The sequence below is a fragment of the Arsenicibacter rosenii genome, from assembly GCF_001870735.1.
Lineage (GTDB): Bacteria > Bacteroidota > Bacteroidia > Cytophagales > Spirosomataceae > Arsenicibacter > Arsenicibacter rosenii.
Genome location: NZ_MORL01000092.1, coordinates 1 through 2,643 on the forward strand (window position 1 = coordinate 1; position 2,643 = coordinate 2,643).

The 2,643-nt window shown below is 53.0% G+C and carries 2 protein-coding genes; both read left to right on the forward strand.

Going from position 1 to position 2,643, the window contains the following annotated elements; genetic code table 11:
- The coding region (locus tag BLX24_RS29910) for an alkaline phosphatase family protein (protein WP_143092898.1) at window positions 1-1,233 on the forward strand (1,233 nt) is incomplete at its 5' end.
- Between the two features lie 96 nt (window positions 1,234-1,329).
- Window positions 1,330-2,643: ethanolamine permease (eat, locus tag BLX24_RS29915; protein WP_071506860.1), on the forward strand; the 1,314-nt coding region annotated here is incomplete at its 3' end.

Here is a 2,643-nt window from a genome sequence, read left to right on the forward strand (position 1 = left end):
GACATTCTGACCAAAGACCCCGAGGTCTGGAAAAAGACAATCTTTATCCTCTGTTACGACGAAAACGACGGCTATTTTGACCATTTCCCGCCGTTTGTACCTGCCCACCCGAATCAGCCGGAGACGGGTCTGAACAGCAAAGGCCTTGACACCACCCCGGAGTTTGTCACCACCGAACAGGAATCGAAGCGCAGCAACGGGGGCCGGACAGGCCCGATCGGCCTCGGTTTCCGCGTTCCGCTGGTGATTGCCTCGCCGTGGAGCCGTGGCGGGTTTGTCAACTCAGAAGTATTTGACCATACGTCCATTCTGCAGTTCATGGAGCTGTTCCTGTCGAAAAAGACCGGAAAGCCAATTAAAGAAACCAATATCAGCGACTGGCGGCGAACGGTTTGCGGCGATCTGACTTCGGTTTTCCGCCCGTATACCGGTGAAAAAATGACCATGCCGAAACCGGTTCCGAAACAGGAATTTTACGAAGGCATTCATAAAGCCCAGTTTAAAAAGCTGCCGGAAGGGTTTAAGGCGCTGAACGAACAGGAGATTGAAGCCCTCAAAACAAAAACGGCCAATGCACCCTATTACCAGGAAAAAGGCATCCGGCCGTCGAACGCGTTGCCTTATGAACTGTATTCGGATGCGAAACTGAAAGACGGGAAGCTACAGCTCACCCTGTCAGCGAAGAATAAAACGTTCGGCAAAAAAGCAGCCGGCTCACCATTCCATGTCTACGAAGTGCACGACAACGATGTCAGCGTCCGGCACTATACCGTAATGGCAGGTGATTCCCTGACAGATACATTCAGCGCCGATTATCCGGTCCGGGTGTACGGGCCAAACGGTTTTTTCCGGGAATTTAAGGTCAACAAAGCCAAAAACCGGATCGACGTTTCGTGCCTGTATAACCGTGGCCTGCTCAATAACCTGACCGGAGATATTACCCTGCAGCTTGCCAACACCGACGATTCGCGGAGCTACACCGTGCAGATCATCGACAACGGCTACGGGGCTCCCGCCAAAACCATTACACTGGCAAAGGCCGGTAGTAAGGGGTCAGAACAACGCATTGAGCTGGACCTGAAACGGTCGTATAACTGGTACGATGTCAGTGTCAAAATTGATGGCATTGACGATGTAGCATGGCGGTATGCCGGACGGGTTGAAACCGGAAAAACCGGCTTTACTGACCCGCTGATCGGCCGGGAGGCCGGGCAACAGCCCCCCCTGGCATAAGCCAATTGACAATCAGAGCGGGAATCGGTACATTTACCGGTTCCCGCTTTTTAAAACTTCGTCCGGCTGCGCAGCGCAGTCAGGCAACAGACCAATATGACAGAGGACGTTTCGTTAAAAAAAGCATTAAACCCCATTCACATCTGGGCGATCGGCGTAGGGTTAGTTATCTCGGGAGAATACTTCGGCTGGAATTACGGCTGGGGCGTTGCCGGGACGGTCGGGTTGTTGATTGCCACGCTCATCATTACTGTTCTTTATTGCACCTTCATCTTTAGTTTTACCGAATTAACAACGGCTATTCCGAACGCAGGCGGCCCGTTTGCCTATGCCCTGAGAGCGTTCGGGCCCATTGGCGCCCTCATTGCCGGCTATGCGACACTGATCGAGTTTTTGTTTGCCGCACCGGCCATTGCCCTGGCCTTGGGCAGTTATATACACTTTCTTTATCCGTCGGTGCCGATCCTGCTGGCGTCGATGGTATCGTATGTGCTTTTTACAATCATCAACATGCTGGGTATTAAGGAAGCCGCCTGGTTTTCGCTCATCATGACCGTACTGGCTATTCTGGAGTTGCTGTTGTTCATCGGCGTGGTTGCACCACATTTCAGGATGGAAACCTTTCTGAACAACCCGATGCCGTTTGGCTGGGGTGGTGTATTTGCCGCCCTTCCCTTTGCCATCTGGCTGTATGTCTGCCTGGAAGGAGTCGCTATGGTTGCCGAGGAGGTTAAAGACCAGCATCAGGCGATTGCCAAAGGCTATATCTCGGCCCTCTTTACGCTCATGGTCCTTGCCCTTGCGGTGATGGTATGTGTCGGCGGCATTGCCCCGTGGGATCAGCTCGATAACCTCGACTATCCCCTGCCCGAATCCATCGGTATTGTGCTTGGCCGAACCAATCCGCTGACAAAATTATTTGCCAGTGTCGGCCTTTTTGGCCTGATTGCTTCTTTCCACGGCATTATCATCAGCTATTCACGGCAAATGTTTGCCCTCGCCCGAAGCGGCTATTTACCCGTTCAGTTATCGGTTGTCAGCCCCGGCCAGAAAGTGCCCTATCTGGCATTAGTTGCCGGCGGTATCTTAGGTATGGTCGCCCTGACGATGCTGGACACCAGCAAGCTGGTCATTCTGTCGACCATCGGTGCCGTAGTGGTGTATGTTGTCAGTATGCTGGCGCTGTTTGCCCTGCGCCGGAACGAGCCACTGATGAAACGTCCCTTCAGAGCACCGCTATACCCCTACTTTCCTGCCATTGCGTTGTTAACCGCTCTTGTCGCCCTCGCCGCTATGGTGTATTTTTATCCCTGGTTAAGTCTGCTGTTTTTCGGCGGCCTTACGGGTATTGTACTCCTGTTTTATCTGTCGGGGCGCCACCGGACCATCTCCGGTTCGCTCCATTTCGAA